This is a genomic window from Halobacillus sp. Marseille-P3879 (assembly GCF_900240285.1).
Taxonomy (GTDB): domain Bacteria; phylum Bacillota; class Bacilli; order Bacillales; family Halobacillaceae; genus Halobacillus_A.
Map to the genome: position 1 here is coordinate 128,572 of NZ_OESS01000003.1, position 25,511 is coordinate 154,082.

The 25,511-nt window shown below is 40.0% G+C and carries 20 protein-coding genes and 1 pseudogene; 14 read left to right on the forward strand and 7 right to left on the reverse strand.

What is annotated here, in order from left to right:
- Positions 1-5 precede the first annotated feature (5 nt).
- The 12 genes from C1A12_RS15245 to C1A12_RS15300 all read left to right on the forward strand — a co-directional run bounded on the left by C1A12_RS15245 (position 6) and on the right by C1A12_RS15300 (position 14,373).
- Positions 6-977, forward strand: coding sequence for a sugar phosphate isomerase/epimerase (locus C1A12_RS15245; protein ID WP_101845147.1), 972 nt, complete (start codon positions 6-8; stop codon positions 975-977).
- A gap of 129 nt (positions 978-1,106) precedes the next feature.
- The gene (locus C1A12_RS15250) at positions 1,107-3,134 is read left to right on the forward strand and encodes a LacI family DNA-binding transcriptional regulator (RefSeq protein WP_101845149.1); all 2,028 of its coding nucleotides are present in this window, start codon (positions 1,107-1,109) and stop codon (positions 3,132-3,134) included.
- A gap of 779 nt (positions 3,135-3,913) precedes the next feature.
- A complete protein-coding gene (locus C1A12_RS15255; RefSeq protein ID WP_235001670.1) occupies positions 3,914-4,681 on the forward strand; it encodes a helix-turn-helix domain-containing protein in 768 nt (255 codons plus the stop codon).
- Positions 4,626-5,807 (forward strand): XdhC family protein, encoded by a 1,182-nt coding sequence (locus C1A12_RS15260; RefSeq protein ID WP_159462206.1) that lies wholly within the window; start codon positions 4,626-4,628, stop codon positions 5,805-5,807. The genes C1A12_RS15255 and C1A12_RS15260 overlap by 56 nt, the downstream gene beginning before the upstream one ends.
- Positions 5,765-6,412: an NTP transferase domain-containing protein gene (locus C1A12_RS15265; protein ID WP_101845154.1), complete on the forward strand. Its 648-nt coding sequence runs from the start codon at positions 5,765-5,767 to the stop codon at positions 6,410-6,412. Before C1A12_RS15260 ends, C1A12_RS15265 begins: the two co-directional genes overlap by 43 nt.
- Positions 6,409-8,841, forward strand: a complete 2,433-nt coding sequence (locus C1A12_RS15270; protein ID WP_101845156.1) for a xanthine dehydrogenase family protein molybdopterin-binding subunit — start codon at positions 6,409-6,411, stop codon at positions 8,839-8,841. Before C1A12_RS15265 ends, C1A12_RS15270 begins: the two co-directional genes overlap by 4 nt.
- Positions 8,841-9,296 (forward strand): carbon monoxide dehydrogenase subunit G, encoded by a 456-nt coding sequence (locus tag C1A12_RS15275; protein ID WP_101845158.1) that lies wholly within the window; start codon positions 8,841-8,843, stop codon positions 9,294-9,296. Before C1A12_RS15270 ends, C1A12_RS15275 begins: the two co-directional genes overlap by 1 nt.
- A 19-nt stretch (positions 9,297-9,315) precedes the next feature.
- Positions 9,316-10,185 (forward strand): xanthine dehydrogenase family protein subunit M, encoded by an 870-nt coding sequence (locus tag C1A12_RS15280; RefSeq protein WP_101845159.1) that lies wholly within the window; start codon positions 9,316-9,318, stop codon positions 10,183-10,185.
- A 5-nt stretch (positions 10,186-10,190) separates the two neighbouring features.
- Positions 10,191-10,685, forward strand: a complete 495-nt coding sequence (locus C1A12_RS15285; protein WP_101846474.1) for a (2Fe-2S)-binding protein — start codon at positions 10,191-10,193, stop codon at positions 10,683-10,685.
- The gene (locus tag C1A12_RS15290; protein WP_101845161.1) at positions 10,682-12,238 is read left to right on the forward strand and encodes an AMP-binding protein; all 1,557 of its coding nucleotides are present in this window, start codon (positions 10,682-10,684) and stop codon (positions 12,236-12,238) included. Before C1A12_RS15285 ends, C1A12_RS15290 begins: the two co-directional genes overlap by 4 nt.
- 23 nt (positions 12,239-12,261) lie before the next feature.
- Positions 12,262-13,050 (forward strand): enoyl-CoA hydratase/isomerase family protein, encoded by a 789-nt coding sequence (locus C1A12_RS15295; RefSeq protein ID WP_101845163.1) that lies wholly within the window; start codon positions 12,262-12,264, stop codon positions 13,048-13,050.
- A gap of 84 nt (positions 13,051-13,134) precedes the next feature.
- The gene (locus tag C1A12_RS15300) at positions 13,135-14,373 is read left to right on the forward strand and encodes a benzoate/H(+) symporter BenE family transporter (RefSeq protein WP_235001627.1); all 1,239 of its coding nucleotides are present in this window, start codon (positions 13,135-13,137) and stop codon (positions 14,371-14,373) included.
- 499 nt (positions 14,374-14,872) lie between these two features.
- Here the strand turns inward: C1A12_RS15300 and C1A12_RS15305 are convergent, their stop codons facing one another.
- From C1A12_RS15305 to C1A12_RS15320, 4 genes are all read right to left on the reverse strand, one after another.
- Positions 14,873-15,316 (reverse strand): tripartite tricarboxylate transporter TctB family protein, encoded by a 444-nt coding sequence (locus C1A12_RS15305; RefSeq protein WP_101845166.1) that lies wholly within the window; start codon positions 15,314-15,316, stop codon positions 14,873-14,875.
- Between the two features lies 1 nt (position 15,317).
- Complete coding sequence (locus tag C1A12_RS15310) at positions 15,318-16,799, reverse strand: tripartite tricarboxylate transporter permease (protein ID WP_101845168.1); 1,482 nt, start codon at positions 16,797-16,799, stop codon at positions 15,318-15,320.
- A 15-nt stretch (positions 16,800-16,814) separates the two neighbouring features.
- Positions 16,815-17,927, reverse strand: coding sequence for a tripartite tricarboxylate transporter substrate-binding protein (locus C1A12_RS15315; RefSeq protein ID WP_235001672.1), 1,113 nt, complete (start codon positions 17,925-17,927; stop codon positions 16,815-16,817).
- Positions 17,928-18,033: 106 nt separating this feature from the next.
- Positions 18,034-18,903 (reverse strand): LysR family transcriptional regulator, encoded by an 870-nt coding sequence (locus C1A12_RS15320; RefSeq protein WP_101845173.1) that lies wholly within the window; start codon positions 18,901-18,903, stop codon positions 18,034-18,036.
- Between the two features lie 136 nt (positions 18,904-19,039).
- Between C1A12_RS15320 and C1A12_RS15325 the strand changes: the two genes are divergently transcribed.
- Positions 19,040-20,155: a 2-methylaconitate cis-trans isomerase PrpF family protein gene (locus tag C1A12_RS15325; protein ID WP_101845175.1), complete on the forward strand. Its 1,116-nt coding sequence runs from the start codon at positions 19,040-19,042 to the stop codon at positions 20,153-20,155.
- A gap of 273 nt (positions 20,156-20,428) precedes the next feature.
- Here the strand turns inward: C1A12_RS15325 and C1A12_RS15330 are convergent, their stop codons facing one another.
- Positions 20,429-20,716 (reverse strand): MFS transporter, encoded by a 288-nt coding sequence (locus C1A12_RS15330; protein WP_306417022.1) that lies wholly within the window; start codon positions 20,714-20,716, stop codon positions 20,429-20,431.
- 265 nt (positions 20,717-20,981) lie between these two features.
- Between C1A12_RS15330 and C1A12_RS15335 the strand changes: the two are divergent.
- Positions 20,982-21,799, forward strand: a pseudogene (locus C1A12_RS15335) (VOC family protein).
- 331 nt (positions 21,800-22,130) lie between these two features.
- On the opposite strand, the gene C1A12_RS15340 reads toward C1A12_RS15335, so the two are convergent.
- Positions 22,131-23,330 carry a thiolase family protein gene (locus C1A12_RS15340; protein ID WP_200816607.1) on the reverse strand — a complete coding sequence of 400 codons (1,200 nt, stop codon included), beginning with the start codon at positions 23,328-23,330 and terminating at the stop codon, positions 22,131-22,133.
- Entirely contained in the window at positions 23,317-25,380 is a 2,064-nt protein-coding gene (locus C1A12_RS15345) for a 3-hydroxyacyl-CoA dehydrogenase/enoyl-CoA hydratase family protein (protein WP_101845177.1), read from the reverse strand. Before C1A12_RS15345 ends, C1A12_RS15340 begins: the two co-directional genes overlap by 14 nt.
- Positions 25,381-25,511: the final 131 nt, after the last annotated feature.

Consider the following 25,511-nt stretch of genomic DNA (forward strand, 5'->3'; position numbering starts at 1 on the left):
TAGAAATGAAAGTTGGTGTATTTACTGTTTTGTATCATGATCAGCCTCTTGATAAAGTTCTTGATAGACTTCAAAATCTTGGCGTTCAAGCAGTAGAATTAGGAACAGGAAATTATCCAGGAAGGAGTCATTGTGATCCGAAAGAGTTACTTAGCAAGCCTGATAAAATCCAAGAACTTAAAATGAAGATTCAGGATCGCGGAATGGTGATTAGTGGTCTAAGTTGCCAGGGAAACCCGCTCCATCCTCAGAGCGAAATTGCTAATGACCATCACCAAACATGGGAGGATACAGTCCGTTTAGCAGAGCAGTTAGAGATAGAGGTTGTAAACTGCTTTTCTGGATGTCCAGGAGATAGTTTTAAAGCTCGCGTACCTAATTGGGTAACGTGCGCCTGGCCACCGGAATACCTTGAGTTACGTAAGTGGCAGTGGGAGGAAGTCGTTGTCCCATATTGGAAAGAACAGTCTAACTTTGCATCTCAGCATGGTGTGAAAAAAATTGCCATAGAGATGCATCCTGGATTTGTTGTTTATAATCCGGAAACGATGATAGAGTTGCGCCAGCGAGCAGGAGAGAATATTGGCGCAAATATAGATCCCAGTCACCTTATATGGCAGGGAATCGATCCAGTTGAAGCCATAAAGTATTTAGGGAAGCATGAAGCCATCTATCATTTTCACGCTAAAGATACTTATTTGGACAGTCGTAATATAGAAGTTAACGGGGTACTTGACTCTAAACATTATAGCAGGTTTTTAGAAAGAGCTTGGAGTTTTCGTTCCATAGGATACGGTCAATCTGTGAAGCGATGGAAGGACATATTCAGCGCGCTAAAGGCAGTAGGCTTTGATGAGGTAATTTCTATTGAGCATGAAGATATGCTTGCATCTACAGAGGAAGGAGTGGGAAAAGCAGTCCGAACGGTGCAAGAAGCCATTCTAGCAGAGAAACCCGTCACTATGTGGTGGGCATGATTTTTACGTAAAAAAACGCTGAAAAGTTGAATTTACTCCCGGCCGGGTTCATACTAAACGTGACAGGATATCGAACGAACCGGTTATTCTATATAAAAAGGTAATATATAGTGGAAGGGAGAATCAGTTATGGCAAACATCCAAGACATAGCAAAAATGGCAGGTGTTTCAGTTGCTACAGTTTCTCACGTAGTAAACAGGACGAGGTATGTTAGCCCTGAAACGGTACAAAGGGTAGAAGAGGTGATTGACTCTTTAGAGGAATTGCCGAATTTTATCATAAAAAAAAGAGGAGCAAGTCCTAAAGATAAAAAGCAGCAGATCCTCGTGTTTTCTACAGACATTTTTCATCCCTTTCAGGCCGATATTATTCAAGCACTGCAGGAGAAGACGTCTGCTAATAGTGAATTGCACATCGTGCATGTGCAAACAGAAGATTTGTTACAAACGTTGAGCAGCTATTCACCAACCAATCCAAAACTAAATATAGGAAAAGTGCTACTGTTGGATCGACCGTTGGGTGGATCACTTAAAATTCATTCATCGTTGAAACCAAGCCCGACAATAATTGTAAGTGAAAACGCGCTTGACTTTACGGAGTTTGAGACAAATGAAGTCTACAAAATTATATCTGATAACTATAAAGGGACTTATGATTCAGTAAGACACTTGGTAAATCATGGACATGCAAAAATCGCGCTGGTGCATGACTGTTTTAAACAGGATGGAGTGCCTGACGATATTCTTAAAGGGTACAAAAGTGCACTAAAGGACTGTAATATTGCTTTAAATAAGGAATATATAATAGAATCATCCGCAGTCGAAAATATTCACGAGATTCTTTCTAAAAGAGAACCACCCACTGCATTGATTATTACTAGTGAAACTGCGCTCCTTCAAGTACTTACCTTTTTAAACAGCAGGAATTTGCAATGTCCAGATGATCTTTCCATCCTTTGTTTTAACGATCGCCGTTGGTTTAAATTATTTAACCCAGCATTAACTGCTGTAAGACCAGACGTAGGGCAAATCAGCGACAAAATTCTTTCTTATATTAGGAATGACACTTCACAGGAAAAGGAACCGTCTTATGTTCCAGTAAAGCTACATCTGCGCCAATCTACATCCGGCATTGCACGCGGTCCATTTGGAGAAAAGGCTGCATCCGTAGATTCGATTCAAATCACTGAACAGGAAGTTGCAACAGTCCGCAGTAAAAAGCCTACGGCAGTGATTTCCTTTCATTATACAGGAGCTGCTTGGATGCACCTTCATGAAAGAGGAATTCGTGATCTGTTTAACGAACTGGGAATTTCACTCCTTGCTGTAACAGATGCACATTTTGATCCTGAAATGCAGATTAAGCAACTTGAAGGTTTAATGGCACTTGATCCAGATATAGTAATTGCTATTCCCACTGAAAATAATAAAACCTCGGAAATTTTTAAAAAGATTGGAGAGAGCAGGGCGAAGCTCATATTAATTACAAATGTTCCTCATGGAATGGAGCAGCAAGATTATATCAGCTGTGTTTCTGTGAATGAGTGGTCACATGGGCGACTGGCCGGCAGTGGACTTGGCAGTACAATGAGGGAGGAGGGCCGTACACGAATCGGAATGTTATCTTTTGACTCTGATTTTTATGCCACCAATCAGCGTGATACAGCGGCTCACCAAATTCTCGTTGAAGAATATCCAGACCTAGAGGTTGTGGGAGAAGAGCAATTTAAAGATGAAAGTGAAGTCATTGATAAAACAAAAAAACTCATTCAGGAACATCCTGCTATAGAGGGGATATATGTTTCATGGGAGGGGCCAGCCACTAAAGTGCTTGAGGCTTTAAAAGAATTAGACAGGGAGGATATTCTAATCGGTACCGCTGATTTAGATTATGAATTGGCATTAAATATGGCTAAAGGTAAAAACATCAAAAAAATTAGTGCCCAGCTGCCATATGATCAAGGGAAGGCACTTGCTCTTGCAGCTGCCAATGCGGTTCTCGACAAATACGTTCCAAAATTTATCGGCGTTGAACCAGTGGAAGTAACCCAGGAGAACCTTTTAAAAATGTGGAAACGTATTTTTCATGAGAGTGCTTCAAAAGAGATTATGGAGGCAGTAAAAGCAAACCCATATTATCTTCCTACAAAAATATAAAGAGGATAAGGTAATGATCAAGTAGATGCTGTTGAGGTAGAAGTTTAAGTCAATTTAGTGTAACCACACATGAATTCCAATTGAAGAAGGCCGACCTGATTCGTGTTAACCACTTATTTCCCCATAACAAAACTAAAAATCGCAATACGCTTCGGAGTTCTATTTGGAAACGCTAGAAGTGAAGTTGGCGGTTGTATTTTCATCAAGGAACAATTATCAATAGGTCAATACCAGATTAGAAGTGTAGAATAGGAAATCCCAACTCGGGGATTTCCTATTTTTTGTGTTACCTCCCTTAGTGCTTGTGTTAACTAAAGGGATTTTATGGCGCGAATAAATTAAGGCCTAACAACTTTAAATATAAAATCGTAGATAAATATTTATCTTTAGATTAAGATTGATTATTTGATTACCGTAACGAAATCTTAAGATTACTTTATTTCGAGGGAGGCCTGCACACCTTGAATTCACTTCAATCGCGTTTAAGAGGAGCAAATTTTGTTCCTTCTTCTTCATAGTCCCCTCTAATACGAGTTTAATATTTTTATAAAATTAAGTAATAAAATACCAAAAGGTCATGGGTTCCCATTTATAGAAATATTTTAAACAGGTAAAAGCAAAAATTTAAAACAGAGTGATAAAAATCTCTTATATGCTAGTCAATAATCAGAAAATTCTAATAAGACAAAATCATAAAAAGTTAAGTGCAAAATTTTAAAACAACAGATGGAAAATCTTCGTTAGACTTTTTAAGTGAGGAGGAACTCAATTTGGCTGAAGTGTTGCTTGTTGATAATGATAAACAGAGTCGGCATGAGTTCTGTCATATTATTCAAGACAGTAAGTATAATTTCCTTTCTATCTATGAATCAAGTACGGCTGATCGCGCTTTGTTTCTATTAAAACAAAATAAGCCTAGTTGTATGGTTATTGATTTATCTTTGCCTGATATGGATGGTATTAAATTGGGACGAACTGCTTTGGAAATGTATCCAGATTTACCGGTGGTTGTAGTGACTCACCTAAAAATGTTTAGTTTTGTACAGGATGCTATCAATGCAGGATTCTCTGCCTATTTGCTGAAAGCGCTTTCTAAAGCGGATTTAGTTGAAACATTTGAACGGGTGTTGACTCCCGAGCTGAGTAAGCAGTTAAACAATATCATGAACAGAGGGCAAGGTGGAATTGTATCTGATTTAAGTAAACCGATTGAGAGTGCTATTCATATTATTCAGGAGAGTTATAACGAATTACTTACATTAAGAGATGTTTCCGATCAGGTTTATTTGAGTCCCTCCTATTTTAGTAGGATGTTCAAAGATGAGACGGGGAAAAGTTTTGTCGAGTATCTCGCTTTTGTCAGGATGCAAAAAGCAAAGACAATGCTCCGGCTGTCCTCCCTTCCAATTGAAGTTATTGCTAATAATACGGGATTTACGACTGCAGGATATTTTGCAACAACATTTAAAAAGCATGTGGGAGTCACACCTAGTGAATACCGTGATCAATTCTATTGGAAAAATGAATCACGAACTATTAAAGCTTGAAGGGAGAAAGCTTATGCTTCCGATTTATAAAGAAATGAAACGCTGTCGAGCCCTAATGAAAATAGGGGTTTTGGGTACTATCATTCGGACTGAAGGATCTACTTACCAAAAAGCTGGAGCAAAATGTTTTATTAGTGAAGATGGGTTTATAACTGGACTTGTAAGCGGAGGTTGTGTGGAAGGAGACCTAGGTGAATACGCCAAACACGTTATGGAGACTGGAAATTCCAAGAAAGTATTTTATGATTTCAGAGATGGAGGAGATGATTTATGGGGGTTAGGGCTTGGTTGTAACGGTTCGATTGAAATATATTTAGAGCCGTTTTACCCTATGTGCCCTTCATCTATCCAAATCGAAGAGGGTTTATCCGGGGCGTTAAGTAGTTCAATATGCATGCTTACCATTATTTCCTCAGAATATCCTATATCAACTGAAAAAAAACGAATAATCATTGAGGAAGAGTCAAGCATTAATGAGATAAATGATGAGCGAATTAGGGATGAGTACAATAAACGTTTAAAGAATAATGAAACAGGTCTTTATAGAGGTGAGGAGTTAGAGGTCTTTTTCGATTTCGTTACGCCTGCTCCTCATGTCATTGTGTTTGGGGCAGGACCTGACGCTGTGCCGCTTGTTGATGGAGTGAAACGATTGAATTGGCGAGTTTCTGTCATTGATCATCGTCCAGAGTTTGTTAGTGACGCACATTTTCCTGATGCGGATGAGCTGATCTTGAACGAAAGAGGGACCTTTCCTGAAATAACATTGAATGAGCATTCGTACATCGTCATAATGACCCACAATTTTGAACAAGACCAGCAAATATTGAGTGAGTTGCTGAGAGCAAAGACAGGTTATATCGGGATCTTGGGTCCAAGGAAACGTACGTACCAGCTACTCGAAGGAATATCCATTGCCAAAGGCATTTCACACCAAGAACTGATTAATTTTTATAGTCCTATAGGGCTTGATATTGGGGCAAAAACACCGGAAGAAATTTCCTGTAGCATTGTTACTGAGATGATCAATGTTTACCGCAGAGGTAATGGTATCTCACTTAAGATGACCAAGGGGCCTTATATATGGGAGCAAAAAAGAGAGGAGGAAGCATCATTGACAACCTGAAAAAAAGGGAAGTCTGGGGAATTATTTTAGCTGCAGGTTTGTCTTCTCGTATGGACGCTCCGAAGATGCTTCTGCCTTTCAGGGGAAAGACATTGGTTCGTTCAGTCGTTGAGCAGGCAATCAACTCCTCTCTGGACGAAGTAGTAGTAGTAGTAAACCCGGAAGTGGCGGGTATGGTCAATGAAGCAAGAATCCCTGGTGTTCGTAAAGTGATCTTGAACAGCAGAGCAAAAAGAGGATTATCAACCTCCGTACAAGCAGGATTGACAGCACTACCCGAACATGCAGAGGCTGCTTTATTCCTCCTTGGGGATCAACCTTATATAACAGAACGCGAAATAAACAAAGTAATTGAAAGATATAAAAAGACGAGGAACTCTTCCATCTATCAATCAACTTCTTTTGGTGTCAGGGGACATCCCGTGCTGTTCCATAGAGAGCTATTTAATGAGTTATTCAGCGTGAACGGCGATGAAGGTGGAAGGTCAGTTATAAAAAAATATAATCAGCAAGTTGAGTTAGTAGAGATGAGTACAAATCACCTTTTTGATATCGATACAAAAGGTGATTATGAAAAAGTGTTGAATGAGGAGGATTGTTCATGACTCAATCAATAGGTACTCCTGTCAATCGAGTGGAAGATGATCGCTTATTAACCGGTCAGGGAAAGTACATGGATGATATTGGAACACCACCTAATACAGCTCAGGCTGCTATTTTGAGAAGTACGTATCCTCATGCGGATATTATTTCAATCGACACGTCAGATGCTGAAAAGGTAACTGGTGTGAAAGCGGTAATCACGGGTGAGCAAATCAAACAGTATATGAAACCTTTTAGTGTTGGTGTAAGTGCGCCTGTGAAATATTACCCGGTTGCTGTGGAAAAAGTTCGTTATGTTGGAGAGCCTGTAGCAGTAGTATTAGCTAAAAATCGATACATTGCTGAAGATGCGTTGGAGAAAATAAAAGTGAAATACAAAGGACGCAAGCCGATTGTCGACATCGAACAGTCCTTGGAACCTGATGCCCCGTTACTCCATGAAAATGTGGGTTCCAACATAGCAAATCATCGGACTTTCGATTACGGGGAGGTCAATCAGGCGTTCGAGCAAGCTGACCATATAATCAAGCATAAATACAACTTCCCCAAATACTCTGCAACACCTGTAGAGACATATGGAATCCTGGCAAGCTATGAAAATAGCGAAGACCGATATACCATACATGCCAATTTTCACGGGCCATTTGTTATTCAGGCGGTAATGGCACAAGCATTAGGTGTCCCTGGTAACAAACTAAGAATTGTAGTCCCTAAAGATATCGGGGGGAGCTATGGGATAAAAGCAGGGGCATTTCCATACATGGTTCTGTTAGCCATCGCCAGTCGTATTGCTGGTTGTCCAGTAAAATGGATTGAAGATCGGCAAGAGCATTTATCAGCAAGCTCCAGTGGAACAGACCGAGTCACTTATATAGAGGCTGCAGTACAGAAAAGCGGCAAGGTAACAGGCCTAAGGATGAAAATGATAGACAATGTGGGCGCATATTTGCGAGCGCCTGAGCCTGCTTGTTTATATAGGACGCATGCTAATTCTACTGGAGCTTATGATATTCCTAACCTTCATATTGAAGCAATTGCAACAATGACTAATAAGTTGCCGACCGGACTTATAAGAGGATATGGCGGTCAAGAGCTTTATTTTCCATTAGAAAGGCTGATGCAGCGAGTTGCAAATGAACTAGATATGGACCCTGTAGACGTCATAAGAGAAAACATAATCAAGAAGCATCAGTTTCCTTATAAGACTGCTTCCGGAGGTATGTATGATAGCGGAGATTATGAAAAGGGATTAGAACTAGCGATTGAAACCGGCAACTATACAGAGTTTAGAAGAAAGCAGCAAGAGGCAAGAAAGAAAGGGAAAATCTTCGGTGTAGGACTTGCGAACATCGTGGAGCCTTCAGGTTCAAACATGGGGTACATTACGGTGGCTTTAACTCCCGAGGAAAGGGCTTCTTCCCTCCCTAAATCCGGGTGTGCCGAAGCAGCAACTGTATCCATGGATCCGATGGGCAGCGTCAATGTGAGAATCAGCACTACTCCATCCGGTCAAGGTCATGAAACAGTGGCAGCCCAAATAATAGCTGATGTACTGGGAGTTCCGATAGATAAAGTCAATGTAGTGGCGGAATTAGACACTTCAACCAGCGCCTGGTCAATTGCATCAGGAAGTTATTCCAGTAGATTCGCATCCCTAGGATCCAGTGCAGTATTTTATGCAGCCCACAAGGTGAGATCTAAACTTTTTAAAATAGCGGCCCATCAGCTGCAGGTGGAAGCTAGTGAATTGGAATTAAAAGAAGGAAGTATTTTTGTAAAAGACAATCCGGAACAGAAATATTCATTAAAGCGTGCTGTCGGTACAGCACATTGGAATCCTCTGGCTCTGCCAGAAGGAATGGAACCAGGTATCTATGAAACTTATTATTATACAGCTAAAAACACTGAACCGCCTGATGAACAGGATTTAATCAATTCTTCAGTGACCTATGGATTTGTCTCCGACCTGGTAACGGTAGAAATTGACCCGGAAACAGCAAATGTAGAGATTATCGATTATGTGACCATCCATGATGCAGGGAAATTATTAAATCCTAAAATTGTAGATGGACAAATATACGGCGGGCTTGCTCATGGGCTGGGTGGCGCCTTGTATGAAGAATTAGCTTATGACGAAAAAGGGCAATTTTTAACAGGATCTTTTATGGATTACCTTTGCCCGACTGCCCCAGAAATGCCAAAAGTAACGATAAAGCACATGGAGACTCCTTCACCGCTCACTCCCCTTGGAGCCAAAGGGCTTGGGGAAGGCAATACGATGAGTGCTCCTGTAGCTGTTGCCAATGCGGTTAGTGACGCATTGTCTCCTTATAATATTGAAATTGACACGCTTCCTTTAAGTCCAAATTATATATGGAGTCTTTTAGCAGAGTCAGATATTTATCAAAAACAAAAAGAGGTGAATGCATAATGGAAGGAAAAGGAAAATTGAGTCTGAATGCTGGGATTGAAAGATCATGGGAAGTATTAATGGATCCAAAGGTACTTGAGAAATGCATTATGGGGTGTGAAAAGCTGGAACAGATTGAAAAAAATAAATATGAAGCAGAGCTGGCAATGGGTATTGCTGCAGTTAAAGGGAGATATTCCTCCCTTATAGAGCTGGCAGATTTAGACAAGCCTAAGCACTACAAATTGATTGTAAAAGGGGAAGGAGGTCCTGGGACAGTAGAAGCCGTGGGTAACATTGACCTAGTAGCCGAGGATGAAACCGAGACTACACTTAAGTATACTTACGATGCAGAAGTTGGTGGGAAAGTCGCCATGATAGGTCAGAGGATGCTCGGCGGTGTTGCAAAAATGATTATTCAGGACTTCTTTAAGAAATTTAAAAAAGAACTGGAAAACACAAAGCAGCATACTTGAATGGAAAGGAGGTTGAGTGATGAAACCAGCCAAGTTCGAGTATCACCGGCCAGATAACCTTCCTGATGCACTAAGACTTTTAGATGAAGCTGGATTTGAAGGAAAGATAATAGCTGGTGGACAAAGTCTCGTACCAATAATGAATATGCGCCTGGCAACTCCCGAGTGTCTGATCGATATCAACGGATTAACTGACCTTGACTTCATTGAATGTAAAGACTTTGTAGTCAAAATAGGCGCTATGACACGACAAAGCCAGGTAGAGGCTTCTGATGTAGTAGGGAAGAATATTCCTTTACTAAAAGAAGCAGTACCATTTATTGGACATGTACAAACAAGGAATCGAGGCACGATTGGTGGGAGTATCGTCCATGCGGACCCGAGTGCAGAGCTCCCACTTGTGCTAATGACACTTGGGGGGAAAGTAAAGATTTCTTCGGAAGATGAAGAACGAGTCGTTGATGCGGAAGACTTTTTTCTTACCTACCTTACTACTGATTTAATGCCGACGGAGATACTAACTGAAATCCATATTCCTGTCTGGGAAGGGAAAACAGGTCATTCATTTATGGAGATTGCCCGTCGGCATGGGGATTTTGCGTTGGTGGCTGCTTCGTGTCAGATGGCCGTTGACGAGGAGGGCAGAATCGAAAACCTCCGTTTAGCTCTGGGTGGTGTAGAAGCTATTCCGTTTCTAATAGAAGACGCCCAAACAGTGCTCTGCGGAGAGCAGTTGACGGATGGACTAATCGAACAACTAGGAGAAATAGTAGGGGAGAGTGTGGAGCCCGAATCAGACCTTCATGCCTCTGAACAGTATCGACGGCATCTAGCTAAAGTGCTGACTTCACGTACATTACGTCAGGCATACGAAAGAGCGAGAGGGTGATGAATTTGGCGATGCAAGAAATTGAGGTCACTATCAATGGCACGAGATATCAGGAAATGGCGGAGCCTAGAATGCTCTTAAGTGACTTTTTGAGAGAGGTATGCGGACTAACTGGTACGCATGTAGGCTGCGAACATGGGGTGTGTGGAGCTTGTACGATCGTATTAGATGATGCTGCAGTTAGAAGTTGCTTAATTTTCGCGGTACAGGCAGACGGCAGGAATATACGTACGGTAGAAGGACTCGCACATACCGGCCAATTAACGACTCTGCAGAAAAACTTCAAGGAAAATCACGGATTACAATGTGGTTTTTGCACATCAGGGATACTCATGGCAGCCACTGACTTTATCGAAAAAAAACCTGAAGCAGACAGTCAGGAAATTAAAGAAATGCTGTCAGGACATTTATGCAGGTGTACAGGCTACGATGGCATAGTAAAAGCTGTAGAGAAGACTATTGAAGAAAACAAAAAGTCTGTAAAGGAGTTGAACACATGAATATTGCAAAGTTACTAGAGTTTGCAGTAGAAAGGCACCCGAATAAGACAGCGGTTGTCCAAGGGGATATTCGCTTGACCTATTCCCAGTTGGATTCTAAGGTGTCTCAAGTGGCTGCCTCTTTGCAACGGATAGGGGTCAAGCAACAAGACCGGATAATCGTTATATTAAAAAATCATTTGGAAAATGTGCTTACTTATTGGGCTTTGCAGAAGCTTGGTGCTATTTATACTCCTATTAATTTTCGGTTATCGGACAAGGAAGTCGAGTATTGTGTGAACGATGCAGAAGCGTCCGCAATCGTCTATGAAAATGTCAGTCAGGAAGCTGTCCTGAATGCAGACTTTAAAGAACGGCCTATTTTGATAGGCGTACATGACGTAGAAGGGGCAGATATTTATTTCAAAGAGTTAGTAGAAAGAAGTCCAGGCAGCTACGATAAACCAACCATTCAAGATGATGACATAGCCCTTATGCTCTATACCTCAGGAACGACCGGCAAGCCGAAGGGAGTTCCGAGAAGTAATAAAAATGAATATGCTTCTGCTACCGCTCACATTATACAAAACCATTATACCGTAGGTGAAAGCACCCTTGGAACGATGCCTCTTTATCACACGATGGGGATGAGATCGCTCTTATCAATCGCCTTTGTCAATGGTAAGTACGTCATACTTCCCGATTTTGATGCTAAAGATGCGCTCAATTTGTTAAGTGAGGAACAGCTTACATGTTTATATTTAGTTCCAACACTGTACCATGATATGTTGAACCATCCTCATTTTGAGGAATACGATCTGGCTTCTTTAAAGAAATTAGGATACGCCGGGGCATCTATGACAACTGTCTTGACAGAAAAATGTGTAAAATACTTTAAACCTGATGTTTTCGTCAATCATTATGGAAGCACGGAAGTATACACATTCACAATTAATCCAAATGTAAGAGAAAAGCCTGGATGCGCTGGTAAACCTGGATTCCATCAAAATATCCGTATAGTAACTGCTGATCCAAATGGGGGTGCCAGTCACACAGATATAGTGAACAAGGAAGAGGTTGGTGAGATTATTGCGAGCCTGGATTCCAGTGAAGCTTTCAAAGGGTATTGGAATCGACCGGATGCTACAAAAAAATCGATTCGTGATGGTTGGTATTTTACTGGGGATCTAGGATATATAGATGCCGACGGAGATTTGCACGTAGTAGGGAGAGTAGATGATATGATCATCTCCGGTGGAGAAAATATTCATCCGTTAGAAGTGGAAGAAGTGTTGTCGAAACACCCTAAGGTTTCAGAAGTTGCTATCGTCGGAGAAGAGGATAATCGTTGGGGCCAGATCGTAACTGCTTATGTAGTACCTTCCGATTCATCACTTACTATTCAGGGGTTGGATGAATACTGTAAAAACCATCCGAAGTTATCTAATTTTAAGCGTCCTAGAAACTATATTTTCATTAAGGAAATACCGAAAAGTCCAGTAGGAAAGATCCTTCGCAGAAAATTACGTGAAGGGGAATTTGAATTTTTTAGCGATGAGCAGGTAGTCCAGTAAGAAAATAGAAGGGAGAAATAAATATGACAACGAGTACACAATATGATCACATTCGAGTGGAAAAAAACAGGGAGGACAAAATTGCGACGGTTGTTTTTGATCGACCAGAAAAAATGAACTACATCAGCATGCTCGCACGAGCTCAATTTTCTGAAATTTTTGATGACTTAAATACAGATGAAAATGTAAGGGTAATCGTTATTAAAGGAGAAGGTGACCAAGCTTTTAGTGCTGGGGGTAGCATTCCGCAGTTTATGGAAGCTCATGTGGAAGAATTATCCCACTTGGCGGAAAATGTAGCAGCTCCAGAACGTTCTCCCAAACCAGTGATTGCTCAATTGCAGGGATATACATTCGGGGTAGGTTTTGAAATAGCTATGGCTTGTGATTTTCGGATTGCTGCAGAAGATACAATGTTAGCATTGCCTGAAATGAATTTAGGAATGATACCGGGAAGCGGTGGTACTCAACGGGTAGCAAGGGCTGTTGGATTGACTAGAGCTAAAGACATGATTATGCGTGCTAGAAGAATTCCTGCTGATGAAGCTTATCAATGGGGGCTGCTTACTCAGGTAGTAGAAAAGGATCGATTAGAAGAAGAGGTAGCCAGTGTGGCTAAGGACCTTACTCGCTTCTCACCATTAGCACAACGTGTATGTAAGGAAGTATTAAATGCTGCAGAAGAAGGTCCGTTAAGTACAGGGTTGCAAATTGAAGGACGAGCCTATGGGATGCTAAGGGGAACTGAGGATTTTAAAGAAGGCGTAGAGGCTTTCGTGGAAAAAAGAAAGCCACAATTTACAGGGAAATAAGGGTGGCCTGCAAGGGCTTCCCTTGCAGCAGCCAGTTTTTTATAACCGATAATTTCTGAATTTTCAGAAAGGAGGTAGAGGCTGTTGAAGAATGAACAGAACAATCTACTCAAGCACTTGAACGTAAATACCATCAGCGCCGGGACGCTTGCAGCAATCTTTGGATGTACTGGCCCAGCTTTAATTGTCATAGGAGGAGCTCAAAATGGAGGGTTATCGCAGGCTGAAACGATTTCTTGGTTGTTTGCCATCTATTTTTTCGGCGGTTTACTTGGGCTTATTCTATCATTGAAATATAAGCAGCCAATTGCCGGCGCATATTCTATTCCAGGCGCCGTACTTGTAGCAGGTGCCCTAACCCATTTCTCCTTAAATGAAGCAGCTGGAGCTTATCTTGTATCAGGGATTATTGTATGTATTTTAGGTATAAGTGGATTAATTGGAAAGGTTATGCATTGGCTCCCCGTTCCTATTGTCATGGCAATGATTGTAGGAGCGATGATCAGATTCGGAACAGGCATGATTACCTCCTTAGAAGAAGCTCCATTGATCGCAGGGGCCGCCATTCTTGTATATTTACTTTCATCAAGGTTTATTACACATGTTCCCCCGATATTAACAGCATTTCTGGTCGCAGTAATACTGGCAGGTTCAATGAACCAGTTTCAAATGGGCGCTATGGAACCCAGCTTTATTGTACCTGGTTTTGTAATACCTGCATTCAGTATAGATGCCATCCTTTCAATTTCCATACCCTTAGCATTACTGGTAATAGGTGCAGAAAATGCACAAGCGTCAGGGGTGTTGATTGCCCAGAACTATAAGCCGCCGATCAATGCTATGACCATCTACAGTGGTATCGGCGGAATAATTACTTCCTTATTCGGAGGACACAATGCCAATGTTGCCGGTCCAATGACAGCTATTTGCGCGTCTGAAGAAGCAGGAAAAGATAAGAAAAGTCGCTATGCATCTGTTGTGGTGAATGGTGTGTTTTTTGCAACATTTGGATTACTAGCAGGAGTTGCTGTACCATTTGTTACTGCTATGCCATCCGTTTTAATCGGGACTGTTGCGGGATTAGCCATGATTGGAGTCCTTTTAAGTTCTTTACAATCAGCTTTTTCTAATCCAAGGTTTCAAATAGGCTCCTTCTTTGCTCTTGTAATAGGTATGTCTGGGGTAAGTTTCTTTGACATCAGTTCGCCATTCTGGGCTTTAGTCGGCGGTGTTCTAGTGTCCTTAATTATAGAAAAGAAAGATTTTGATGCAGTTAAACAAGACAGTGGAAAATCTACAGAAGCTCATGTAGAAACAGCTTAGAAGTGTAGTGGTCATATAACTAAAATTTTTAAAAGCAACCGTTTAAAGTCATAAAAAGATATAGCCACAGACGTTAGCAACTAATTTGAGGTTGTGAACCAAATATTTTTAAAATACAGAATTTAATATTGTCCTATTAGCTAGCCGAGTCAATGGGCGGCATGACGTAGGAGTAAATCCATCACTATCCCCTCGAGCTATCAATGAAGCTAAATAGTTAGTAAAAGTAAGACTACTTCCTGGCCAAGGAGGTAGTCTTTTTTATAGATTTTTATACTTTCGTTTCATGAACTTACGTAATAAGAAGTATCCGGAGTTTTATCAATTTAGTGGTTTTAATAATTAGTTAACAATGGAGTGAAGAATGATTCTTTTATATGAAACCCTTTATGTCCTTAATATCGATGTTAAAAACTTCTCAATAATAATTGGGAGGTTTTTTAGTGTTTTGTTATTCTTCTCTGTTATGTGATCATATTTATCACTTTAACCCTTTCACTTAGAGTCCTAACAATACGCTCTGCGGCCATGCAATATTTAGTAAATTGCTTAAAACCGTAATGATAACTAATGCAATGCCGGTGGAGTAGAGAGCCTTAAAGAAAGGGAACTTAGATTCTATCAGTAAAAAGGAAATGAGGTAAATAGTGGAAGCAATAAACAGCCCCACTAAAGAAATAGTGATGACGTATCCCACAATCCATCCAGTATATATAATGGGTTTAATAATTAAAACTTTCGGATGCGAACCTTGGTCTTTTTGTTTCCTTATTTTTATAACTTCCTTTACTAGATAAATACCGGATACAATACTACCGGCGATAGATACATATAAAGGGAAGAATTGGGCTAATCGGGAAAAAGTAAGTGCGGTAAAAGCGCCCCAGACGAAAACAATAAATATACAAAAAGTAAAAATCAAATTTAGTGTTTGCTTAGTCATATTACACACCCTCTCTTTGTAAATTGTTACTGATTTTTTTCATTATGGATCCTCCTGTAAGAAGGATGACAATTAATACACCGATCGTAATAACAATAGGATTGCTGAGCCATTCCCAGCCGTACCTTTCAATGGAGATCCAATAGTACCTTTCTGCTGATATGGCTAATACAAACCCGATAAGTAATGGGGGTCTTGGCCAATCAAGAATTGTCATGATATATCCTAATAAGCCGATGGCAATAAAGGCTATAATGTCTCCCCAGGCAAAATTACTTTGATATGCCCCAATTAATAAGAGGATGGTGAGGAAGGGAACAAGCTTCTCTCCGGGAATTAAGCTTAGTTTAGAAATCGGCTTGACTAATGTCATACATAGAATAGCTCCAATTATGTTTGCAATAACAAGTGTCCAAACGATAGATAAGGTGAGAGGCAGTTCGGTTGTCAACATTCTTGGTCCTGCTTCCAGTCCCATTAAAATTAGTCCGCCCAGCAAGATTGCGGTTGTCCCACTGCCAGGAATGCCAAATAGCAGGGTTGGGATGAGAGATCCGCCTTCTTTAGCGTTGTTTGCACTTTCAGGAGCGATGACTCCGCGAATGTCTCCCTCGCCAAATTGGTTATTTCTTACCGTCTTTTTACCTGCTCCATAAGCAAGCCAGTCGACGACACTTCCTCCCAAACCTGGAATGAAGCCGATCAGGCTCCCTAAGACAGCGCTTCTCATGACTAAGAACTTGTTCTTAAGGGCGTCACCCACTCCTTTTAGGACCCCGCCTTTTAAGCGATTCGCTTCCGCTACGCTCCCCTTATGGGTCAGCATAGTAATAAGAATTGGAAAGGCAAAGATAGCTAAAGCGACAACTGGCAGGGAAAGACCATTAGAAAGGTAAAGAAAATCAAAGGTATACCGATACTCCGTAATAGCAGGAGCACTTCCAACGGAACCGATCATTAACCCCATTAAACCTGATAGGGCTCCTTTAGCCGGTGAATCTCCTGCTAAAAGGCCGGCCATGCTCAGTCCAAGCATCGTTAACATAAATAAAACTGGTGAATTGAAACTAGTGATAAGCGGAGCAGCGATTGGAATCGCCAGATAGAGAGCAACGCCGCCTATAAATCCACCTATCATTGAACAAAATAATGCAGCCCCCATAGCCCTGGATGCTTCCCCTTTCTTAGCTAAAGGAAATCCGTCCATAATGGTTGCCTGTGATCCGGAAGAGCCTGGGATCCCAAGCAATACAGAAGGAAAGGTATCTCCCGTATGAACAACGGCTACCATGCCGATTAACAGGGCCATCCCGACAAAAGGATCCATTCCAAATACAAATGGCAGTAAAAGTGACATGCCTACTGTCCCGCCTAAACCTGGCAGCAGGCCGACTACGATGCCCAGCCCGATACCAAGGCACATGAATAAAATTCTTGATGGATCTAAGACAATACTTAAGGCTTCCATTGCACTCTCAATCATAATATCCCCTCACTTCTATAGTTTTCTGCCATCAACTCCGTGTTCTTTTAAAAGAAATTCATAAACCCAATTGATTGTATCCTCATTCATATTTTTCTCTAAGTTATCGATCCTTTTTTCTAACTCTGCTTGGGAGTATACTTCATAATCCTCTAGAATAACGGAAGACTCTTGCTTGAATTGTTCATCCTTAACTAATTTGTTGGCTGTTTTCTTCAATTCTTCTTTTGCACTTTCAGGAGCATCTTCATGCACCCATATCACCTTTTGTAAAGTATAGGTAGCGTTTAGAAAATGCTTATAGGTTTCCCATGCTTGTCCTTTAGGTTCCTCACCGTGCAGTTCTTTATAAACTTCTTTTACAGTAGGAAGGTCAGGGAATTGCGGATCCCTCACCACTTCACCGTTTTCATCGATTTGTCCTAAACTGTAGAGTGGAACAGCTTCCCCATCTTCTACCTTAGGCTCTATGTTCTGCTTATAGGCTGTCGTCGTTTGAAAATCAATATTACTTTCCCCTTGTTCAAAAGCCACTCTTGCTGGTCCTCTTCCTTCGTAACCCAGTACTGCTTTGGAATCTATCTCTAGTACTTCAAAAGAGATTAATGTCGTTAAATCTAAACCAGTAGGAGACATGCCAGCATAAAAGAGCTTTTCTTTCACTTGATCGAGATCAAAACCATCTTTAATGTTTAAATCTGCAGAACCATAAACCACGCCACCTGTAGGAGCCCCGACCAGGGGAGTAAGTTCATCAAAACTATACTGAACAGATGATTGATCCAGTAAATAAGGGATATGAGTGGAAGCACTTGTTGCTACTAGATTTGTCCCATCCTTATCATAAGAATTTACATATTCATTTGTACCAGTAATACTTCCACCGCCAGGAACGTTCTCAACTTGAATACTTGGCTGGTTTTCAATATGTTCGGATAGCGGCTTCGTCATAAACCTGGCAAATACATCAGTTCCTCCTCCTGAATTATAAGGAACGACCATTGTTAGAAGATCTTCATTATAACCTTGTTCTTCTTCTCCGCTATTTACCTTAGAGCTGACAAACGATAAGGGCTGGCAACCTGCTATAAAAAGGTTAAGAATCAGTAATAAAGTAAGCGCATACATTTTTCTCACTGCCTTATCCTCCTTCTTTTTTTGTGTTGTCATAAGGTTATAAAAATCAATGTCATAAGTAAAATAGGTAAATATTATTGTTATCTATAAAAAAATTTTATATTTTTACAGTTTGCTGCTTAATTAAGAAGTCGATAAAAGCTTTTACAATATTAAGCTGGATAAAGTCTGTCCGGTACATTAACCACGTGTCACGCAAGACAGGCTCTCCATTTTTATAGGTTAATCCTTCTGTATACAGATCATCGGAAGGGGTTAAGCAGATTTCGGGCACAACAGAAAAACCTAAATCATTCTTTACCATCTCTTTACTTGTTTCCTGCCTGTCCACTTCCATTGCAGTTAAAGGAGATTGAGAAAAATGATCATTCCACCATCTGTTGATCAGCCGTTTAAGTGAATTATCGGTTTTGTAATAAATAAAGGGAAACTGGGGGAGTTCAGCTAATGAAATTTTATTTTTCGATATGATATACAATTGCTCTTTCGTTAAAAGAGATTTCTCTCCTTCCCAATCATAATCCCCTCTTAGAATTCCTAAGTGGATTTGAGATTGATTCAATAAGTTCATGATTTCGGTACTCCATCCAGTCTGTACCTTAAATTGAATATTGGGATAAGAAGTCGAGAATTTCTTCAATAATGCGGGAAGCTTATATTGGGCAAAGTTACTTGATACTCCAATCCGAAGTGTGCCTCTTACTTCATTCCCCATATTAAAAATTTCATCTTTTAATGTGAGATATTCCTCAATCCGATCCTTGGCATAATCTACAAGAAATTCGCCCTCAGAAGTAAACTCAATTCCTTTTTTTGTACGAAAGAAAAGCTTGGTCTGAAAAGACTCTTCCAGCTGCTTTAATCGGTAACTGAGAGCAGGCTGAGTAATAAATAATTTTTCTGCGGCTTTTGTTAAGCTTTTTTCTTCTGCAATTGCATTTAAAATCTGCCAATCTTTTTGGTCCATAAGATAAAACTCCCTTACTTATAAAAAATATTTATACACTTCCATATAGAATTTTGATTTTTCTTATAATTAGATCCATTGTACGCTATGGATACCGTCTGGACAACATTCATTTTTCTATAAGGAGGCATTTAAAGTGAATAAAGTACCTATTACTTTAATGCGTGGAGGAACCAGTAAAGGGGTATTTTTGCAAAAGAAAGATTTGCCTGCAACTGACCAGGAAAGGGAAGAATTTCTGCTGGATATCATGGGCAGTCCAGATCCTAACCAAATAGATGGATTAGGTGGGGCTAATTCTCTTACGAGCAAGGTGGCTATTATTGATAAGAGCAGCAATTCTTCATATGATATTGAATATACTTTTGCTCAAGTAAGCTTATATGATCAAATGGTAGATTTTAAAGGGAATTGTGGAAATATCTCTTCAGCAGTCGGCCCTTATGCAATAGCTAAGGGACTCGTTTCAATAGAAGAACCTATTACAAAAGTAAGAATATACAATACAAATACTAAAAAAATTATTACAGCGGAAGTAGAAGTGGAAAATGGAAGGGTAAAAACAGAGGGAGACTATTCGATCCCGGGTGTACCAGGCAGTGCTTCGCCTATATTCTTATCGTTTGAAAATCCTGAAGGAGCTGTTACAGGAAAAGTTCTTCCTACAGGTAGACCGATAGATTTTCTCTCGTGTTCTTTAGGTGAAATTCGAGCATCTATAGTGGATATAGCTAATCCCCTGGTATTTGTCCGAGCTCAGGATATAGGTCTTCGTGGAGATGAATTGCCAGAGGAATACTCAAAAGAGCAGATTGACCTTTTAGAAGAATTACGTGCAGCAGCAGCCGAGAAGTGCGGGTTTGCATCCAAATCTGAAGCTACAAGGCTTTCCCCGGCAACACCTAAATTAACAGTTGTTTCAAAGCCTTTTGATTATCAAGATATTGAGGGTGAATTTCACAGGGAAGAGGATTTTAACGTACTAGTGAGAATGATGTCTATGCAGCGCCCACATAAAGCACTTGCTATTACAGGAGCGGTATGTATCACAGCAGCAAGTAAGATTGAAGGTACTATTCTTTCTGAGATTATTGATAAGAATAGCCAAACCATTTCTATAGGTCACCCAGCGGGGGTGATGGAAACTATATATAGTGAGAAACCGTTGTCCATTAAAGTCGGTAGAACTGCTCGTCGCTTAATGGAAGGGACGGTATACACAAAAAGTAATTATGGTCAGTCTGTAATTTAAACATTTACGATTATAGCTCAGTGTTTGGAATGCATTATCACAATTACATCAGGCCGCCCACTGCCTCTGGTAAGAAGGGGTTAGCTTTACTTCATAAGTCAAATTGAAATGCCTGAGTAGAAAAACACTAAAAATCTAAAAATCCTCTCAATAGGTCGTAGAATATTCGAGAGGATTTTTATGGATGGATATTAAGCATACGATAAAGGAAAGAAAAAAGTAGAGCACTGCATTTAAAACAGTACTCTACTTTTTACCATTACGAAAGTTAAATTATTTAACCATGTATTCTTGTTCTAGCTGAACTTGTCGAACTGGCTGATTGTAATACGCAAACTTCTCAGGTATAAAAAATAAAGCTATAGCAGCGATGGCACCAGGAACCGCAAAAGCTACAAAATTTAATTGAATAGGTAAGGTGGCTGACAAAATGAAGCCGCCTAAAATTGGACCCAGCAGTCCTCCAAATCGTCCAATACCTGAAGCCATACCTAAGGGAGTTGAACGGAAAGGAGGATAGTACTGTGATACATAGGCTTGTACGATATTTTGGGCTCCGATGGTACAAGCCTATGCGAGAGGCAATTGACTCATGCTTCATTTTCTTTTTCTGGACCATAAGAAAAACACCTTCAAATGTAAAATAAAGCTTTTACAATTTGAAGGTGTTTTATTAAATTTCATATTAAAAAGCCTCGTAAAAAAACGATTACTTTAAACCCTTGATTATAGTAAATAGTAACTATCGAAGAATAGGTAACATACATTCATCCCTAATATCTGAAATAGATATGGGAAATCGAGTAATAGATTAAGGAGGAATTTCATTGTCATTTCATCAAAAGTGCAAAACATAGAACGATCTCTTCAATTTTATCAAGAGGTTATAGGGGTGAAGGTTCTAGAGCAAATTACCAACGGTGCGAAGTTAACAGCTGATGGGGAAAATTGTATTCTATCGATAGAGCAGCCGGAAAATGCGAAACCTAAGCAGAAAGGGACGACCGGCTTATACCACTTTGCTCTTCTTGTCCCTCGTCGTTCAGATTTAGCAAACATTGTAAACCATTTTATTAAAAAAGGAATTCGGATAGGATCTTCTGACCATCTCGTTAGTGATGCTCTCCATTTAAACGATCCGGACGGGAATGGAATTGAAATTTTTGTGGACCGTGACCCTTCAGAGTGGGAGTGAAAGAACAACGAAGTTGCCATGACTGTTGATCCGTTAGATTTTACAGATCTGCTTAAAACAGCGAATTCAGAAGAACCGTGGGATGGGCTTCAAGCTGGTACGGTTATGGGACATATCCACTTACATGTTTCTCAATTAGAAAAAGCAGAGGAATTTTATACATAAGGTCTCGGATTTGAAGTTGTTAACCGATTTGGCGATCAGTCCCTTTTTATTTCCACAGGTAACTATCATCACCATATTGTTTTAAATACGTGGACTGGAACTGGAGCTCCTGCGCCATCAGCAGCGGTCTAGAATCGTATACGATCATTTTACCTGATGAGGAATATAGAAAAAATGTGGTAGCTCGTCTGGAGAGGATTGGTGCGTCTGTCAAAGAGGAGGGTGGGGTTTTTATTACTTCTGATCCGTCTGGAAACAGTATCCACCTAAATGTAGACGAGTGAAGATCAACAGTAAAATAAATGACATAATTACTGACATACTTTTACTTATTTTTATATAAATTCTTTTTGTTAGATTATGAAGCTTAAGTTTAGTATAAGCTGATTGATTCAATAATATCGATGTTATTTTTCTTTATTTATTTAGACGAATCCATGGGTGGCATGATGTAAGATATTCCTTATACTTTCTTCGCTTAATAAATTACCAAACAAAAGAACCTACTTCCTTTATGAGGGAGTAGGTTCTTCGTATTTTTGCTAATTATTTTGCATTTTTAGTGGCAGGGTGTGGAGACAGTCATTTTTTACTTCCCAAACAATGGAAATATTCTTAGCCAACCTTTAAAACTATTGCAGCTCCATTATCACCTGCTGCACAGCCGGTGACCAAAGCGTAACCTCCACCTTTATCTACAGTTTCTTCTATAGCTTCAATTACTAAACGTCCGACAGTTGGTGCCTGGGGATGTCCAAACACTAAGGAGCTTCCATAGTTATTGAAATGCATAGGGTCTATTTCCAATGCTTTTCCTAAATATAAATCATTGACTATAAAAGGATTATGATTCTTAATAGTCGTGATGTTCTCTATCGATAATCCAGCTTTTTCTAAAGCCATCCTGACGGCTGGGACAGGAGCAGTTGGCATCCTTGCTTTTTCTACTCGTGAATGACCATAAGACAAAATTTGAATAGGAATGCTTGGATCTGTACTTAGACGCTCGGCATGCTCTTCTGTGGTTACGATAATCCCGGCATTTCCATCTGCCGGGTGTGTCTGACCCCCGAAGGATACAATTCCGCCTCCTATTGTCGGCTTCAGACGGCGTAAAGCCTCTGATGATGTGTTTGTTACCCCTTCATCTTTATCCACGACTTTTGTTTCTCGTTTTGAGACAGCGATTTCTACAGGCTGCATATATCGTTTCTGAAAGGCCGCATCATTCTTTAATGAATCTTCGTACTGTTCGTATCTTCTTAACGTAAGTTCATCTGCTTCTTCCTTAGTAAAGCCGTTTTCTTTAGCAACGTTTTCAGCAGTCTGTATCATTCCTTCGCCAGTTGAAGGATCTGCAGCCATGTTATCTAAATTCCAATTTTCTGAAATAACCTGGCCGCCTAAACCTTTAGGGTTAGGCCATATAGTATGCGGTCCATTCGAACATCTATCTGTTAATAAGCAGTATCCCGTATTTATATTACCAACTTCAATGGAAGCGGCTGCATTATATAAGGTAGTAGATGATGTGGCACAGGCATGCATAACGGTTTGCCCTGGAACGTCTGGGGCTCCCATCATTGTCGCTGCCCAGGAAGAACCATAAAATACCCCTTTTTGACCAACGGTAATACCAAGATATAGAAAATCTAACACTTCATTGGGAGCAATACTTTTTGATTCAAACCATTTTTTACTGCTTCTTGCTCCTAACTCAATTGAATTTTCATTTTGAAAACTACTCTGCCATTTGCTGAAGGGAGTGGAATAATATCCGCCGTAAGGTATATATGCTTTATTAAACATGCTCATAATTATCTTTCTCTCCTATAAAAACGGGTGGGGTATTGCTGATAGAGGCGGTAAGACCTCTCAAAGCATCTTCTGTGCTGAAGATTTCTTTCAAGTGGTTTAGCTCAAGGTCAATACCATCGTCAATAGTAAGCTCAGCTTGTTTATTAACTAAATGATTTATCGTTTTTAATGCAATTGGACCTTTACCACTTAGTGTATTTATTAGTTTATCTGCTGTTTCATTGTTTATAGGTTCAGGATTTTCACCTTTTAACAGCATTTCAACGTTATGATCAGCAAATGCCTGCTTATATTTGTTTAATTTATTTGGAATATTTCTTTCCTCATATTTATCAGTACGGCCTTTTTTAACAATTGCTTCTACAGTTTCTTGAATGTTTTCTAGATTCGTTAATTCTGTCACTAAGTTTAATTCTTTAGCTTCTTCTGCTCTAATAGCTTTACCAGTCATAACATAATATTTTGTTAGCTCTTTCCCAATATGGTGGTTTAAGCGAAGCATACCCCCAAGGCCAGGGTAAATCCCTAAACCGCTTTCAGGAAATGCCATAGTTCCCTGATTTGTTGCAACAATAGCTTGACATGCCAGGGCTAGTTCACTTCCTCCTCCAAGCGATAGACCATCTAAAATGGCAACCGTCTTTTTATTGGATGTTTCTATTCTTCTAAATAAATGATGACCTCTTCTAGTGAAAGCTACATTTTTTTCGATGTGATCATTTTCTATACAATCGATAAAGAATTTAATATCTGCCCCTGCGACAAAGGCTTTTCCTGCACCTTGTATTGCAATCCCATTTACATCGGGGTTTTCTTCAGCGCTCTCAAAGGCTTCTTCCAACTGTTCGACTACAACAGGGTTTAGAGCGTTCATCGCTTCTGGACGATTGATAGTAAGGTAAGCGATGGAATTTTTCACTTCTGTATCTACATACTTGAATACAAAAGGTTTATTGTTTTCGGCTTGTGCTTTAAGCATAGATGGATTTTGGAAGGATGGACGTTTTGAATATAGCTCATCTACTATTGAATAGGATTCCTTGATTCCTATTTTATTCATTAGTTCGAAAGGTCCCAACTTCCATTTTAAACCGACTTTTGCTCCTATATCTGTGTCTTCTATACTTGCTACTCCTTCTTCAACCTGCGCGGAAGCTATACCAAATACTACAGCAAGTAAATGTTTTTTTATGTCATCGACCTTATCCTCCATAACTTCTCCGTTTAGATCCCATTCTTTTTGAGTTTCTACTTGTTCTTTCAATAAGTCTGCTGGGGCATAAAATTCACTGATTTCATTAGCTAAATGAGACGAAGAATGTTCAGCGATAGGCAGCCCGGTAACATTCATTAATTCGAAAGGTCCCATGCCTATCTCAAATGCTTGTTTTGCTGCGGCGTCGATCGTTGGAATATTGCCAAACCCTTCTTTCAACAGATGTACCGATTCATTTAAAAAGGGAACAAAGTAACGATTAACTGCAAATCCAGGAGAATCTTTCACCGATATACATGTTTTATTGTGAAGTTTTCCAATTAAAAGAGTGGTTTCAATCGTTTCTTTACTTGTTCCTTCATGAGGAATCACTTCTACTAATCTATTTTTAGCCGGGTGATAAAAATAGTGCATGCCTATTACTTTATTAGGGCGATTCGTACACTCAGCAATGTCTTTTACAAATAAACTGGACGTATTCGTAGCAAGGATTGTTTTCTCAGCGCAGATAGCATCAAGCTTTTGAAATACACTTGATTTTATTCCTTTATCTTCAAAAACGGCCTCTACGACTAGATCAGCATCCTTTAGGTCATCGTAGGTAGTGCTGCCATGAATACGATCCATAACTTCTGTTACCTGGTTTTCATTAAAAATACCACGTGTTACCCCTTCTTCAAGAGTGGACCTAATATTTGTAACTCCTCGATTTACTTGTTCTTCTTTCAGATCAACCAAAGTCACGTGCAGGCCTTCTTGAGCCATCTTCTGCGCAATCCCGGCACCCATATTTCCTGCTCCTACAACGCCCAGCTTAAATTTCTTTCCCATATTGGTTCTCCTCCTACTATGAATAATTTCTGTTTTATGATTTTCCTTGAACTATGATTGTCTTTATTCTATGACGCGGAATAGGGAAGTCAAAGGTTGAATTTCTTTTATATGGAACGTATATTAGGAGA

Bases quoted from the DNA above. Each gene is read 5' to 3' on its own strand.
- C1A12_RS15270 (WP_101845156.1), top strand. From the start codon at position 6,409: ATGACTCAATCAATAGGTACTCCTGTCAATCGAGTGGAAGATGATCGC.
- C1A12_RS15275 (WP_101845158.1), top strand. From the start codon at position 8,841: ATGGAAGGAAAAGGAAAATTGAGTCTGAATGCTGGGATTGAAAGATCA.
- C1A12_RS15250 (WP_101845149.1), top strand. From the start codon at position 1,107: ATGGCAAACATCCAAGACATAGCAAAAATGGCAGGTGTTTCAGTTGCT.
- C1A12_RS15305 (WP_101845166.1), bottom strand. From the start codon at position 15,316: ATGACTAAGCAAACACTAAATTTGATTTTTACTTTTTGTATATTTATT.
- C1A12_RS15245 (WP_101845147.1), top strand. From the start codon at position 6: ATGAAAGTTGGTGTATTTACTGTTTTGTATCATGATCAGCCTCTTGAT.
- C1A12_RS15295 (WP_101845163.1), top strand. From the start codon at position 12,262: ATGACAACGAGTACACAATATGATCACATTCGAGTGGAAAAAAACAGG.
- C1A12_RS15320 (WP_101845173.1), bottom strand. From the start codon at position 18,903: ATGGACCAAAAAGATTGGCAGATTTTAAATGCAATTGCAGAAGAAAAA.
- C1A12_RS15310 (WP_101845168.1), bottom strand. From the start codon at position 16,799: ATGATTGAGAGTGCAATGGAAGCCTTAAGTATTGTCTTAGATCCATCA.
- C1A12_RS15340 (WP_200816607.1), bottom strand. From the start codon at position 23,330: ATGAGCATGTTTAATAAAGCATATATACCTTACGGCGGATATTATTCC.
- C1A12_RS15345 (WP_101845177.1), bottom strand. From the start codon at position 25,380: ATGGGAAAGAAATTTAAGCTGGGCGTTGTAGGAGCAGGAAATATGGGT.
- C1A12_RS15315 (WP_235001672.1), bottom strand. From the start codon at position 17,927: ATGTATGCGCTTACTTTATTACTGATTCTTAACCTTTTTATAGCAGGT.
- C1A12_RS15290 (WP_101845161.1), top strand. From the start codon at position 10,682: ATGAATATTGCAAAGTTACTAGAGTTTGCAGTAGAAAGGCACCCGAAT.
- C1A12_RS15265 (WP_101845154.1), top strand. From the start codon at position 5,765: ATGGGAGCAAAAAAGAGAGGAGGAAGCATCATTGACAACCTGAAAAAA.
- C1A12_RS15280 (WP_101845159.1), top strand. From the start codon at position 9,316: ATGAAACCAGCCAAGTTCGAGTATCACCGGCCAGATAACCTTCCTGAT.